Origin of the sequence: Streptomyces fodineus (assembly GCF_001735805.1) — a bacterium.
Lineage (GTDB): Bacteria > Actinomycetota > Actinomycetes > Streptomycetales > Streptomycetaceae > Streptomyces > Streptomyces fodineus.
Map to the genome: position 1 here is coordinate 8,842,731 of NZ_CP017248.1, position 12,584 is coordinate 8,855,314.

Annotated in this window: 12 protein-coding genes and 1 pseudogene; 5 read left to right on the plus strand and 8 right to left on the minus strand. The window is 73.0% G+C overall.

The features are described from left to right. The first annotated feature begins 47 nt into the window (after positions 1-47). The 3 genes from BFF78_RS38340 to BFF78_RS49850 all read left to right on the plus strand — a co-directional run bounded on the left by BFF78_RS38340 (position 48) and on the right by BFF78_RS49850 (position 3,934). The gene (locus BFF78_RS38340; RefSeq protein ID WP_069782651.1) at positions 48-986 is read left to right on the plus strand and encodes a glutaminase; all 939 of its coding nucleotides are present in this window, start codon (positions 48-50) and stop codon (positions 984-986) included. A gap of 153 nt (positions 987-1,139) precedes the next feature. Further along, entirely contained in the window at positions 1,140-2,543 is a 1,404-nt protein-coding gene (mptB, locus tag BFF78_RS38345; RefSeq protein WP_069782652.1) for a polyprenol phosphomannose-dependent alpha 1,6 mannosyltransferase MptB, read from the plus strand. After that, positions 2,540-3,934 (plus strand): glycosyltransferase 87 family protein, encoded by a 1,395-nt coding sequence (locus tag BFF78_RS49850; RefSeq protein WP_069782653.1) that lies wholly within the window; start codon positions 2,540-2,542, stop codon positions 3,932-3,934. Before mptB ends, BFF78_RS49850 begins: the two co-directional genes overlap by 4 nt. 59 nt (positions 3,935-3,993) lie before the next feature. Here BFF78_RS49850 and BFF78_RS44155 read toward each other — a convergent pair. The 3 genes and pseudogenes from BFF78_RS44155 to BFF78_RS38365 form a co-directional block, all read right to left on the minus strand. After that, a pseudogene (locus BFF78_RS44155) lies at positions 3,994-4,827 on the minus strand (D-alanyl-D-alanine carboxypeptidase family protein); the annotation flags it as partial. 110 nt (positions 4,828-4,937) lie between these two features. Then, positions 4,938-6,086 (minus strand): transcription termination factor Rho, encoded by a 1,149-nt coding sequence (rho, locus tag BFF78_RS38360; protein ID WP_069782655.1) that lies wholly within the window; start codon positions 6,084-6,086, stop codon positions 4,938-4,940. 468 nt (positions 6,087-6,554) lie between these two features. Then, positions 6,555-6,953 (minus strand): nuclear transport factor 2 family protein, encoded by a 399-nt coding sequence (locus BFF78_RS38365; RefSeq protein ID WP_069782656.1) that lies wholly within the window; start codon positions 6,951-6,953, stop codon positions 6,555-6,557. A 71-nt stretch (positions 6,954-7,024) separates the two neighbouring features. Between BFF78_RS38365 and BFF78_RS38370 the strand changes: the two genes are divergently transcribed. Together BFF78_RS38370 and BFF78_RS38375 are read left to right on the plus strand one after the other, a co-directional pair. Next, positions 7,025-7,588, plus strand: a complete 564-nt coding sequence (locus BFF78_RS38370; RefSeq protein ID WP_069782657.1) for a PadR family transcriptional regulator — start codon at positions 7,025-7,027, stop codon at positions 7,586-7,588. Between the two features lie 4 nt (positions 7,589-7,592). Then, positions 7,593-8,345, plus strand: a complete 753-nt coding sequence (locus tag BFF78_RS38375; RefSeq protein WP_069782658.1) for a class I SAM-dependent methyltransferase — start codon at positions 7,593-7,595, stop codon at positions 8,343-8,345. On the opposite strand, the gene BFF78_RS38380 is transcribed toward BFF78_RS38375, so the two are convergent. The 5 genes from BFF78_RS38380 to BFF78_RS38400 all read right to left on the minus strand — a co-directional run bounded on the left by BFF78_RS38380 (position 8,315) and on the right by BFF78_RS38400 (position 12,448). Further along, positions 8,315-9,058 (minus strand): GntR family transcriptional regulator, encoded by a 744-nt coding sequence (locus tag BFF78_RS38380; RefSeq protein ID WP_069782659.1) that lies wholly within the window; start codon positions 9,056-9,058, stop codon positions 8,315-8,317. The genes BFF78_RS38375 and BFF78_RS38380 overlap by 31 nt on opposite strands. A 127-nt stretch (positions 9,059-9,185) precedes the next feature. Beyond that, the gene (locus BFF78_RS38385) at positions 9,186-10,154 is read right to left on the minus strand and encodes an acetylxylan esterase (protein ID WP_069782660.1); all 969 of its coding nucleotides are present in this window, start codon (positions 10,152-10,154) and stop codon (positions 9,186-9,188) included. Between the two features lie 103 nt (positions 10,155-10,257). Next, positions 10,258-10,842 (minus strand): Rv1733c family protein, encoded by a 585-nt coding sequence (locus BFF78_RS38390; protein WP_069782661.1) that lies wholly within the window; start codon positions 10,840-10,842, stop codon positions 10,258-10,260. A gap of 216 nt (positions 10,843-11,058) precedes the next feature. After that, on the minus strand, positions 11,059-11,850 hold the full coding sequence (locus BFF78_RS38395; protein ID WP_079161660.1) for a ferredoxin reductase: 792 nt from the start codon (positions 11,848-11,850) through the stop codon (positions 11,059-11,061). Then, positions 11,843-12,448 (minus strand): sulfite oxidase-like oxidoreductase, encoded by a 606-nt coding sequence (locus BFF78_RS38400; RefSeq protein WP_069782662.1) that lies wholly within the window; start codon positions 12,446-12,448, stop codon positions 11,843-11,845. Before BFF78_RS38400 ends, BFF78_RS38395 begins: the two co-directional genes overlap by 8 nt. Between the last annotated feature and the right edge of the window lie 136 nt (positions 12,449-12,584).

Here is a 12,584-nt window from a genome sequence, read left to right on the forward strand (position 1 = left end):
ATATCAGCCCATGCGCGAAGGGGCTCCAGGGCCGGTCCGGAGGCACAATGGTGATCATGACAACGACGTCGTCCCTCACCTTCCTGCCGGTCCTGGAGCGCATCGCCGAGGAGATCGAGCGCACGCCCGGCCGCGGCCGGGCCGCCGACTACATCCCGGCCCTCGCCGCCCGCGACCCCCGCCGGTTCGGCATGGCCGTGGCCGAGCTGGACGGCACGGTGTACGGGGTGGGGGACTGGCGGGAGCCGTTCTCCGCGCAGTCCATCACCAAGGTCTTCACGCTCGCCCTGGACCTCGCCCGCGAGGGCGACGAACTCTGGGAACACGTGGGCCGCGAGCCCTCCGGCAACCCCTTCAACTCCCTGGTCCAGCTGGAGTACGAGAACGGCATCCCGCGGAATCCTTTCATCAACGCGGGCGCCCTCGTCGTCACCGACCGCCTGCAGACCCGTACCTCAGACGCGGCCGGTGAGCTCCTGAACTTCCTGCGCGCCGAGAGCGGCAACACCGCCCTGGACTTCGACCCGGAGGTCGCCGCCTCCGAGAGCGCCCACGGCGACCGCAACGCCGCCCTCGCCCATTTCATGGCGTCGTACGGCAACATCGACAACGACGTGCCGGCCCTGCTCGACCAGTACTTCCGGCAGTGCTCCGTCACCGCGTCCTGCGCCGACCTCGCGCTGGCCACCGGCTTCCTCGCCCGGCACGGCGTCCGCGCCGACGGCGGCCGGCTGCTCACCCGCAGCCAGGCCAAACAGGTCAACGCGGTGATGCTGACGTGCGGGACGTACGACGCGGCCGGGGACTTCGCCTACCGGGTGGGGCTGCCCGGCAAGAGCGGGGTCGGCGGCGGGATCATCGCGGTGGTACCGGGCCGGTGCACGCTGTGCGTGTGGAGTCCGGGCCTGGACGAGCGCGGCAACTCGGTGGCCGGAGTGGCGGCCCTCGACCGGTTCACCACGCTGACCGGGCTCTCGGTGTTCTGACCGAACCGGACCAATCGTCTGCGGCACCGTCGTGGCTGGTCGCGCCCTTCCCCCCGCCGTTGCTCACACGCCGGTCACGTGCGGGCCGCCCAGAGGTGAGAGGAAGGTCGCCTTCCGGCCACCCGGCGTTGACACGCTGACCCAGTGTTGGCCATGGCATTCCCCGTCGATCTCCGCAGCTGCCAGGTGCTCGGGCTGGCAGGCACCGCCTTTCTCGCGCTGGGCGGGGAGACGGCCGGTGCCCTGCCGGTGCAGGATCTCCTGGCGCCCGCCTCGGTGCAGGCGGCACTCGGCCTGGTCGGGGTGTACTTCGGTGTCGTCCTGCTGATAGCTGCCTGGGTGCTCCTCGGCCGTCTGGTGCGCGGCCCTCAGCCGCCCAGTCCGCGAGCCCTGCTGCTGGTGCTCGCGGTGTGGACGGCTCCGCTGCTGCTCGCACCGCCGTTGTTCAGCCGGGACGTCTACAGCTACCTCGCGCAGGGCGCCATGGTCGACGCCCACATGGACGTCTACGCCCACGGCCCCGCCCAGCTCGGCGGCCCGCTCGCCGACGAGGTGGCCCCGATGTGGCAGCACACCGGCGCCCCTTACGGCCCCGCCTTCATGGCCCTGGCCTCCGCACTGTCCGGCCTGACCCGTGGCCGACTGCCCGAAGGACTGATCGGGATGCGCCTGGTCGCTCTGCTGGGCGTGGCCCTGATGGCGGTGGCGCTGCCCCGCCTCGCCCGGCACAGCGGCGCCGACCCGGCCGCCGCCCTCTGGCTCGGCGCCCTCAATCCCCTCGTCCTGCTGCACCTGGTCGCGGGCGCCCACAACGACGCCCTGATGCTCGGTCTGCTGGGGCTCGGCCTGGTCGCCGCGCGCGGGGACCGGCCGTCCGGCGGCGCCGTCGGAGCCGTCCTCGTGACCCTGGCCGCCCTGGTCAAGGCGCCGGCCGCGCTCGGACTGCTGGCGGTCGTGGCCCTCCGGGTCCGCTCCGGCCGCCGCCCGCTGCCGGCCGTCCTCTCCACGGCCGCGGCCTCCGCCGTGACCACGGTCGCCGCCACCGCCGTCGCCGGCACCGGCTACGGCTGGATCGGCGCCCTGGAGACCCCGGTCTCCCCGCACAACTGGGCCCTGACCAGCCTGCTCGGCCGCGCCACCGGCGCCCTGCTGGAACACCTCGGCAGCAGCCTGGCCCCGCTCGCCGTCCCGGCCTGGCAGCTGCTCGGCCTCGCGGCGACCGCCGTCGCCGTGGCCCTGATATGGCTCCGGCTGCGCCTGAGACCCGTGTACGCCCTCGGACTCAGCCTGCTGACGGTCGCCGTGTTCGGCCCGGCGATCCGCCCCTGGTACGTGCTGTGGGGCCTGTTCCTCATCGCCGCCGCCGCGCCCAGCACCTCGGTACGGCACCGGGTCGCGGCCCTGGCCGGCGTCCTCGCCCTCGCCGTCCTGCCCAGCGGCGGCCCGGCCGACCTCGGGCAACTGGTGCTCGCCGTCTCCGGCGGGGTGCTCGGCGTGGTCGTCCTGTGGCAGGCCCACCAGGCGGCCCAGGCCCCGGCCCCGGGACGCATGGCGTGAGGGGGCCGCGTACGCCCAGGGGCCGTGTGCTGCTGGTCCTCGTCCTCGTCGCCGCGGTCACCGTCTTCACGGCGACCGTGCCGCTGCTGCGCGACTTCTTCGACCTGCGCGTCTACTACGGCACCGTGCACATGTGGGTCCGCCACGGCGGGCGGATCTACGACTACCAGGTGCCGGGAACCGCGTACGGCTTCACCTATCCGCCGTTCGCGGCGCTCGCCATGCTGCCGCTGGCGCCGCTGGACCGGCACTCGGCGATCGCGGCGTCCCTGCTGGCCAACCTGGCCGCGCTGGCGGCGATCCTGCGGATCCTGGCCGGGCCGGACTGGCGCCGGCACGGCTGGTACCGCTGGTCGCTGTGCCTGTGTCTGCTCGCACTGTTCGAGCCGCTGCGGGACACCTTCAGCTTCGGCCAGGTGAACCTGGTGCTGCTCGCCCTCGTCCTCGGGGACTCCTGGCTGCTGGCGACCGGCCGGGCGCGCTGGGCGGGCGCCGGGATCGGGCTCGCCGCCGCCGTGAAGCTCACGCCCGCCCTGTTCATCGGCCTGCTGCTGCTCGCCGGGCGCCGCCGGGCGGCCGCCCTCGCGACGGCCGTCGCCGCCGCGGCGACCGCGCTGGCCGCCTGGGCGGACCCGGCCGCCTCGCGCTTCTACTGGACCGAGGCGCTGTGGGACACCAGCCGGGTGGGCCGCCTCGGCTACGTCTCGAACCAGTCGCTCCAGGGTGTGCTGGCCCGCCTCGGCGAGACGGACCGTCCGCTGTGGGCGACGGCGGTCCTGCTGACCCTCTGCGTCTGGGCCTGGCGGACCCGGGGGGCGGTCAAGGCGGGTGACTGGACGGCCGCCTTCGCGCTCACCGGGGCGGCGGCCTGTCTGGTCAGCCCCATCACCTGGGTGCACCACCTGGTGTGGCTGCTGCCGTCCTTCGCCGTGCTCCTCCGCGCCGGGCACCCGCGGATCGCGGGCGCCCTGTACGCGGTGCTGTGCACGAGCGTGGTCTGGCTGTGGTTCGACGACTCCTCCGGCATCGGCGGCTTCCTCGGCAGCAACACCTACACCTGGATCACGCTCGGCCTGCTGCTCGGCCTGCCGACGGGTCAGCCGCCTGTGCTCCGCCTGCCCCTGGCCCGCAGCACCAGCGTCCGCAGCACCAGCGTCACGGCTCCTGCGCCCAGTCCCGAGAGCCCCGCGGCGACGGCGGGGCCCGGCCAGCCCCAGTCGTCCGCCGTCTGCGACGTCGCAGCGGCCACCGGTGCCGGCGGCGACGTATGCCGTGACCTGGGGGTCAGCCCGTCCAGCGAACCGACCGGATCCACCCGCCCGGCCGCCTCGAAGCCCCAGTCGAGCAGTTCACGCGCCTCCTCGTACACGGTCAACCCGCCGCCTGCCTGAGGGTTCATCACGGTGACCACCAGCGTGCGCCCGTCATGGCGGGCCGCGGCCACCAGGGTGTTGCCCGCGTTGGTGGTGTAGCCGTTCTTGATGCCGATCAGCCCCGGATACTTCGCCACCCCGTTCGCGCCGGTCAGCAGCCGGTTGGTGTTCTGGATGCCGTACGACGAGCCGTCACCGGGGAAGTACGCCTCGACGGTGGAGCAGTAGCGGGCGAAGTCGGGATTGCGCAGTCCGGTCCGGCCGAAGACCGCCAGGTCGTAGGCGGAGGAGACCTGGCCGTCGGCGTCGTAGCCGTCGGGGGAGACGACATGGGTGTCCAGGGCGCCGAGCGAGCGCGCCTTGGCCTGCATCCGCTCGGCCGTGGCCGCCCAGCCGCCGGCCAGGGAGGCGAGCACGTGCACGGCGTCGTTGCCGGAGCGCAGGAAGACGCCGCGCCACAGGTCGGCCACCTGGTACGAGAGGCCCTCCCGGACGCCGACCAGACTGCTGCCCGGGCCGATGTCCGCCAGCTCCTCGCTCCGCACGGTGTGCCGCGTCCCGGCGGGCAGCGACGGCAGCAGGGTGACGGCGAACAGGGTTTTCAGGGTGCTCGCGGGCGGCAGTTTGCGGTGCGCGTCGCTCGCGGCCAGCACCTCGCCGCTGCCGGCGTCGGCCACCAGCCAGGACAGCGCCGACACCTCGGGCACCTCGGGCGCATCCGGGTGCGGGCGGACCTGGGTGCCGGAGCGGTAGAGCAGGGACGGCCCGGGCATGGTCGCCCGGGGTCCGGGCGGGGCGGGCTCCCCGGCGCGGGGCGCGGCGGAGGCGGCGGCCGGTGCGAGTGCCAGCACGCCCGCCACGCACAGGGAGCAGGCCGACACGACTGACCGACGAGAAAATCCGGTGATCATATGGTCAACGTACGGACGGGTCCGGCATACCTCGCGCGGCAAGGGCCGTTCGGCCTAGGCGAGCAACCCGGATGCCGGACCCCGGCGCCGTGGCGGCCGGGTCAGCCGGGTCAGCCGGCGGGCAGAGTTGGCCGGATCTGCCGCAGGAACGCGGCGTTGCCAGGGGTGGAGCGCAGCCGCTCCAGCAGGGTCTCCAGGCCGGACGGAGCGCCCTCGCGGGAGCGCAGCACGCGACGCAGGCCGTGTACGGCCGTCAACTCGTCCGGCGCCAGGAGGAGTTCCTCGCGGCGGGTGCCGGAGGCGTCGAGATCGACGGCGGGGAAGAGACGCCGGGCGGCGGCTTCCCGGTCCAGGCGCAGCTCCATGTTGCCGGTGCTCTTCAACTCCTCGAAGTAGTAGCCGTCGGCGCGGGAGCCGGTGTCCACCAGGACGGTGGCGAGGATGGTCAGCGAGCCGCCCTCCTCGGCCTGCCGGGCGGCGCCGAAGAACCGCTTGGGGCCGAGCAGAGCGCCCGCGTCGACACCGCCGCTCAGGGTGCGGCCACCGGCGGCGGAGGCGTTGTTGTGCGCCCGGCACAGCCGGGTCAGCGAGTCCAGCAGGATCACGACGTCCTCGCCGGCCTCCACCCGGCGCTTGGCCCGCTCGACGACGAGCTCGGCGAGGGCGATGTGTTCCTTGGCCGCCCGGTCGAAGGTGGAGGCGTACACCTCGCCGCGCACCGAGCGGCGCATCTCGGTGACTTCCTCGGGCCGCTCGTCCAGCAGCAGGACCATCAAGCGGCACTCGGGGTGGTTGCCGGCCACGGCGGCCGCGACCTGCTGGAGCAGCACCGTCTTGCCGCTCTTCGGCGGGGCCACGATGAGTCCGCGCTGGCCCTTGCCGACAGGCGCGAAGAGATCGGTGACGCGCCCGGCCAGTCCGGCCCCGGGGTGCTCGAGGCGGATGCGGTCGTGTGGGTGGAGCGGGGTCAGATCGCGGAAGTGGCGCCGGCCGCGCAGGTCCGCCGGGTCGCGTCCGTCGACGCGGGTGACCTCGGTGAGGGCGCGCCGGTCACCCCGGACGCCTTCGACGAGGTCACCCTTGCGCAGCCCATGGCGCCGGATCAGGGCCGGCGGAACCTGAGGATCGGTGGGGGAGGGGAGCAGGCCCGCGGCCCGCAACTGCCCCTTCCCCTGCGCGTCGATGTCGAGGACACCGGTGACGAGCCGGGTGGCCGGGGGCTGCTGGACCACGGGAGGGTGTTCGAGTGTGGTGGTCATGAAGGGGGTCCTTTCACGGACGGAGGCAGAGAGGGGGAAGGGGGGAGAGGCCGCGAGTGGGAGGTGGCGGAAGCTGCCTCCGGGCGGCGGGAACGGCACCTCGGGTACGGCGTGAACGCCCTGGTCACGAGGTGGTCCAGAGAAGAAGCCCGGGCCGGCGGGAAGCCTCGGCCGAGGGGCTGATGGTGAACACAGCGACACCGGTGTCCTTACGACGGGACACGCACATGCGCTGATCGCACTATACCCGTGCGTCCGGTTGGGTCAACATGAGGGCGGCCGTCTCTATTCCCGCCCTGAGCGCGACAACGGCGGCTGCGCTCCCTGGTCTGCGCGCCTTCACGTTTCGCCGGGTGAAGCAACTGTGGAAGAACTCCGGTGACAGCCATACCGGTTGCGACGTCTGCGGTCGGACCTGGTCCAGCATGGGCGTTCGCAGCGGCGACCGAGCCGCGAACGCCCGCTTGCTCACGCGGACCGCGCCTGAGCCTCCTTCACGATGTCGTCGAACCGCGCGCCCACGGCCTCGGCGAGGGCGTGCGCGCCGGACAGGGGGCGGACCATGACCATGAGCTCGTCGATCAGGCCGTCCTCGTTCACATGCAGGAAGTCACAGCCGGTCAGCTCGCGGTCGCCCACCCGGGCCGTGAAGACCAGCGCGTGGTCGGGGGCGGCCGGGTCGCCGATCTCACGGACGTACCGGAAGTCCTCGAAGACCTGGGAGACCGCGCGCAGGATCGCCGCGGTGATCGCCTTGCCCGGATACGGCTTGAAGACGACCGGGCTGGTGAAGACGACGTCCTCGGCCAGCAGCGCCTCTACGGCGTCGAGGTCGCCGGCCTCGACCGCCTGGCGGAACGCGTGCATCGGATCACCTCTATAGTCAATTAATTGAATAGGTGCGGATGAGATTAATCAACGGCTGCTAGCCTGTCCATATGTCGCTCAAGTACGCCGTTCTGGCCGCCCTGCTGGAGGGCGAGGCCTCGGGATATGAGCTGTCGAAGTCGTTCGACGTCTCGCTCGCGAACTTCTGGCCCGCCACCCCGCAGCAGCTCTACCGTGAGCTGGAGCGCCTGGCGCGGGACGGGCTGGTGCAGGCCCGGACCGTGCAGCAGGAGCGGCGGCCGAACAAGCGGATGTTCACGCTGACCGAAGCCGGCCGGGCCGAGCTGGGCGTGTTCGCCGCCGAGCCGCCGAAGCGGCCCACCGCCATCCGCGACGAACTCCTCATCAAGATCCAGGCGATGGACGGCGGCGACCCCGAGGTCACCCGTGCGCTGGTCGAGGAGCGCAGGGGCTGGGCCCGCGCAAAGCTCGACCGCTACCGGCGGGTCCGCGACCGTCTCCTGGACGGGCGGACCGAGGAGGAGTATCTGCGCACCGCCGACCGCGTCGGCCCGTATCTCACCCTCATGGCAGGGATCGCCTTCGAGGAGCAGAACCTGCGCTGGTGCGAACGGGTCCTCGCGGTCCTGGCGGAACGTGTGGCCCTAGGCTGAGGAGATGTTCGGTCCCGAAGGCCCCAGCCTGCGTGAACTCGCCGTACAGGCGCTGTCGTCCGTCGAGCACGGCTACGACCTGCTCGCCCCGAAGTTCGACCACACGCCCTTCCGGACGCCCGACGAGGTGCTCCGGTCCGTGACGAAGGCGCTCACTGCGCTCGGCCCGTTCGAGGACGGCCTCGACCTGTGCTGCGGCACGGGCGCGGGCGCCGAGGTGCTGACCGGGCTGTGCCGCCGGAGCGTGACCGGGGTCGACTTCAGCGCGGGCATGCTCGATGTCGCCCGGCGCCGGGTGCGGCCGGCCGACGGGCCCGGGGTCGCCTGGGTGCGCGGCGACGCCCGTGCCCTGCCGTTCCGGACCGCCTTCGATCTCGTGGTCTCCTTCGGGGCGTTCGGTCACTTCCTCCCGCGTGCACTGCCGGGGCTGTTCGCCCAGGTCCACGCCGTTCTGCGGCCGGGCGGCCGGTTCGCCTTCCCGGTGCTCGCGCCGCCCCGTCCGACACAGGCCGGCTTCTGGATGCTGCTCGGCTTCGATGCGGTGATGCGGGTGCGCAACGCGCTGTGGCAGCCGCCGTTCGTCATGTACTACCGCGCCTTCCGGCTCGGCGATGTGCTCGGGGAGCTGGGCCGGGCCGGGTTCACCGTCGAGCTGCACGCGCTGCCCGAGTTCGGGCGGCGCGGCGACGGCAGCCCGCGGGCCCGGCTGGTGGTGGCCCGGCGGGCTCAGCCGGCGGCGGGCAGCGTGAACTCGTAGACCAGGGTGTCCCGTTCGGCGTGCACGACGAGATCGGTGATCTCCAGCGGCCGGGCGTACTGGTCCTGCACCCGCCGGGTCACCCGCACCGAGGAGGCGCCGTCGACCTGTCTGATGGCATCGCGGTGGTGCAGCGACAGGCCGGCCTTGCGCATCCAGTCGTAGGCCCGCCGCAGCTCCGCGGGGGTGGCGCCGTCCGCCCGGCCCCGGTAGCGGGCCAGCTCCGCGACCTCGGCCAGCGCCACCGCCGAGAATGAGGTCACCGCCGTCCGCAGCGCCCGGCCGTCCGGCGTGGCCGACCGGTAGCGGTGCACCAGCGTCGGCCGGTGCGGCGCCAGGCCCAGCTCCCGCGCGTGCTCCGGTGGTGGCGCCTCCCAGGTCACCGTGGCCCGGTCGACCGCGGACGGGTCGGCCGAGCGGACGCCCAGCGGGAAGGCCGGCGTCCCCTGGGCCTCGACCGGCCGGCCGGGCAGTGTGGCGTGGCTGCCCCGCCGGTCGGTGGTGACCAGACCGCTGCGCCGCAGCAGCTCCAGCGCCTGCCGGACGGTCTCCCGGCTGACGTGGAAGTGCGCGGCCAAGTGCCGTTCACCCGGCAGTCGTTCGCCGGGCGGAATGGTGCCGTCGCGCAGTTCGTCGAGCAGTAGCGCCGCGATCCGTCCGTACAGGGGCCGGTCGTCGAGCTGTGCGGGTTCGTGCGGGGTGGTGCGGGCCATGCCGCGCCCTCCTGTTGTGACAAGACGTAGTCGTGCGGGCTCGTTGCGCGACCATAATTAGCATTGGTCTAAACCAGCAGGGAAGGGTGCTCTGCCGGTTCGGCCGAAACAAGACCCGCCCGCCGCCTCAGGCGTACGACCGCAGCCAGCGCAGTTTCTCCGCCTCGTGGAAGGGGCCGCCGCCCTCGTGGTCGTTGAAGTCGTAGACCTCGATCGCCTTGTCGTCGTGCGCCCAGGCGTGGAACGCGGCGAACACCGTCGACGGCGGGCACGTCTGGTCCTCCAGTGCCGCCGAGAACAGTGCCGGCACCCGGCCCCGGGCCGCGAAGTGCACCCCGTCGAAGTAGGACAGCGTGCGCTGCACCTCCGCCGAGCGGCCGCGGTGCGTCTTGAGGAACAGGGCGATCTCCCGGTACGGGTGACGGTCGGTCAGCGTCGTGGCGCGCGGGAAGTCGCACAGGAACGGCACGTCCGGCGCCACCGCGACCAGGTCGGGGACCAGACCGCCGACGGCCAGGGTGATGCCGCCGCCCTGGCTGGCGCCGACCGCCACGGTCCGGCCTGCGTCGGTCAGCGGGTGCGAGCGGGCCGCCTCCACTGCGCGGACGGCGTCCGTGTACACCCGGCGGTAGTAGTAGTTCTCGGGTGCTTCGATGCCCCGCGTCATGAAGCCGGGGTATGCCGGTGCCGCGCCCACCGGGTCCGCCGTACCGCCCCCGCCGCCCCAGGCGCTGCCCTGGCCCCGGGTGTCCATCACGAAGTGCGCCCGGCCCGTCGACGCCCACAGCAGGTTCTCGTGCGGCAGCCCTCGCCCGCCGCCGTAGCCAATGAACTCCACCACCAGCGGCAGGGGTTCGGCCGCACCGGCCGGCAGCCGCAGCCAGCCCTTGACGGGGTGGCCGCCGAACCCGGCGAACGTCACGTCGTACACCTCGACCGTCGAAAGCCCGGTGTCCACCGGCTCGAAGCGGGCGTCCAGCTCGTGCTCGCGTGCTTCCTCGAGGGTCTTGGCCCAGAAGGCATCGAAGTCCTCGGGTTCGACTGACTCGCTGCGGTGTGCGCGGAGTTCGTCGAGGGGAAGGTCGAACAGGGCCATCGACAACCGCCTTTGCGAAGGGGGACTGCGTCAGCTCACCGTACGCAGGTGCTCGCAGGAGTGACCAGTGACCAATGCGCTCCCTCTCGGTGGCCGGGCGCCGTCACGCTCGCGGCTGGGTCCACCGCGGTCCCGTCCGCGCCCACTCCCGTTCCCACTCCGCCAGCCGGTGGCGCAGCGCGATCCGGCGCTCGACGGCATGTCCGAGGAGTACGACGGCCGCCGTACCGCCCGCCGCGTACAGCCCGATGGTCACCGCGTGCTGCCAGACCTCCGTGTCGTCCGGCGGCGGTGCGACACTGCGGCCCCGGGTGTCGAACCACACCGTGACCGTGTCCCCGGTCCGGGTCCCGGCCGGCACCCGGGCCGAGGCCGTCCGGGTCCCCTTGCCGGGCTCGGTCCAGCGGACCTGGGCGCGGTCCGGGTTCTCGCGGTCGCCCTGCACGGCGGACGGCGGCTCGGGCCGGTCACCGACCACCAGCGCGCGCACCGGGTGGCGCTCGGCCCGCTGTTCGGCCGCGAGGGTCCGGGCCGTTTCATGGGCGCGCAGACCCGCGGCCACGCCGACCAGGGGCGTGAGGACGAACAGCAGGACGGCCACGATCAGCAACGTCCATGCTTCCACGACATCCGAGTGGCGCCGCAGCGGATTGCGCTGCCAGCGCCAGCCGTGCACCCGGGTACGCATGTCCACCTCCTCGCACCGTCGGAGCCGGAGAGCCGACGAGCCCGTCACCGGGCCCGTCACCCCCGCCGCTCACGCACACGAGTGTCCACACCTGTCTCGTACCCCTGCGGAGCACCTCGCTCACGTCAAGAACCGCGGGTTCGAGCCCACCTGGAGCGTGGAAACGCGCCACGCGCCCCGCGAACGCGCGACCGACCCGGTGCGCGAGCGGGTCGGTCAGCCGAAGCGCTCGATGCGGATCCGGTCCACCGGCTGGCCCGCGGCGACCAGCAGCCGGGAGGCGTGCTCGGCGAACCCGTTGGACCCGCACACATAGGCCTCCCAACCACCGGAAGGCTGCTCGGCCAGGAGGGGCGCCACATGTGCGGCGGTCATACGTCCCACCGGCACACCCTGTGGGGCGGTGCGGGTGAAGACGGGCGTCGTCTCGGCGCCCAGCTCGGACGCGTAGATCAGCTCCTCGGGGCCGCGCGCGGACACCAGCATGCGCAGCGGCACGGTGAGGGCGCGCCTTCTGCGGTGCCGCACCATCGACATCAGCGGGACGATCCCGGAGCCGGCGCCGATCAGCAGCGCGGGCCGGTCGCCGGGCCAGGCGAAGAAACCGCTCAGCGGCCCGCGCACCTCGACCGTGTCGCCGGGGCGGGCCACCGTGTGGAACCAGCCGGAGACCTCGCCGTCCGGCACATGGTCCAGGGTCAGTTCGATGTGCCCGGAGTCGTCCGGCGCCGAGGCGATCGAGTAATGGCGCTGCGCCACATAGCCGTCCGCCGCGGTCAGCCGCAGCAGCAGATGTTGCCCGGGCACATGCCCCGCCCAGTCCGGCACCGCGAGCCGGAAGGTGGCCGCGTGCGGCGTCTCCCGCCGGATCTCCGCCAGCGTGGCGGTCTGCCACACCGCCGCCACCCGCTCGCTCACCGCGATACGGCCGGGCACCGCGAACCGCGTCGCGGGACCGCCGGGGCCGCCGGCCGGGGCTCCCGGGTTCGTCGTCACCGTCTCAGTCACCGGAGTACCGCTGCTCCTCCCAGGGATTGCCGCGCTCGTGATAGCCGTTGCCCTCCCAGAAGCCCGGCTCGTCGTGGTCGAGGAGCGTGAGGCCCGCGATCCACTTGGCGCTCTTCCAGAAGTACAGGTGGGGCACCAGCAACCGGGCCGGGCCGCCGTGCTCGGCCGGCAGCGGCTCGCCGCCGTACGCCCAGACGATCCAGGCCCGCCCGCCGGTGAGGTCGGCGAGCGGCAGGTTGGTGGTGTAGCCCGTGTGGGAGCGGGCGATCACATGGGTGGCGGACACATGGGGCCGCACCACATGGAAGAACGCGTCCAGCGAGACGCCGCCGAAACGCACGCCGAACTTCGACCAGCCGGTCACACAGTGGATGTCACCGTCGTACGCCGACTCCGGCAGCGCGTGTGCCGCGTCCCAGTCCCAGGTGTGCGGCCGTTCGACCAGGCCGTCGATGCGGAAGGACCAGTCGGCCGCTGTGAGGTCCGGGGTGACCTCGGCGGACAGGACGGGCCAGTCCTCGCCCGCGTCGTACTGCCCCGGCGGCAGCCCGGGGTTGTGGACGCGCGGGCGGCCCGTGAAGCCTCGCGTAACGTTCATCCTTCAACCGTACGCTGCCGTTCCGGGTGGTCCGTCCCTGGTCACCGCCCCGACCATTGCGGCCGTATGAACTCTTTCGGGCCAGGGGAATAGCTCTGCGGCGCTTCTCCTTTGCGCTCGGTGCCGGCACCGGTAG